Below are 494 nucleotides of genomic sequence, written 5' to 3' on the forward strand. Positions count from 1 at the left end.
TCCGAACTCGCCCTCGCCCTCGCCGGCGACCAGCCCCTCCGCTCCGGCACCGTCACCCTCGACGGCCGCACCCTGCGCTCCGGCCACCCCGGCGACGCCATCCGCGCCGGCCTCGGCCTCGCCCCCGAGGAACGCAAAGCCCAGGCCCTGTTCCTCCACCGCTCCATCCGCGACAACACCAGCACCGTCGTCCTGGAACGCCTGCGCCGCTTCCGCTTCGTCAAGCGGACCGCCGAACGCCAACTCGCCCAGGAATACACCGACCGGCTGCGGGTGCGCACCCCCTCCATCGAGCACGAGGTCCGCAAACTCTCCGGCGGCAACCAGCAGAAAGTCGTCCTCGCCCGCTGGCTCGCCCGCAAACCCAAAGTCCTCATCCTCGACGAGCCCACCCGCGGCATCGACGTCGGCGCCAAGGCCGAGATCTACCAGATCATCGCCGACCTCGCCACAGAAGGCGTCGCCGTCCTCGTCATCTCCTCCGAACTCCCCGA

Annotated in this window: 1 protein-coding gene; it reads left to right on the top strand. The window is 70.4% G+C overall.

Features of this window, described 5'->3' with window-relative positions; all coding sequences use genetic code 11:
- A partial coding sequence (locus PUR56_RS10845) for an ATP-binding cassette domain-containing protein (RefSeq protein ID WP_329948725.1) occupies positions 1 to 494 on the top strand: 494 nt, incomplete at both ends.

Source organism: Streptomyces sp. BE303, from assembly GCF_036290945.1.
GTDB lineage: Bacteria > Actinomycetota > Actinomycetes > Streptomycetales > Streptomycetaceae > Kitasatospora.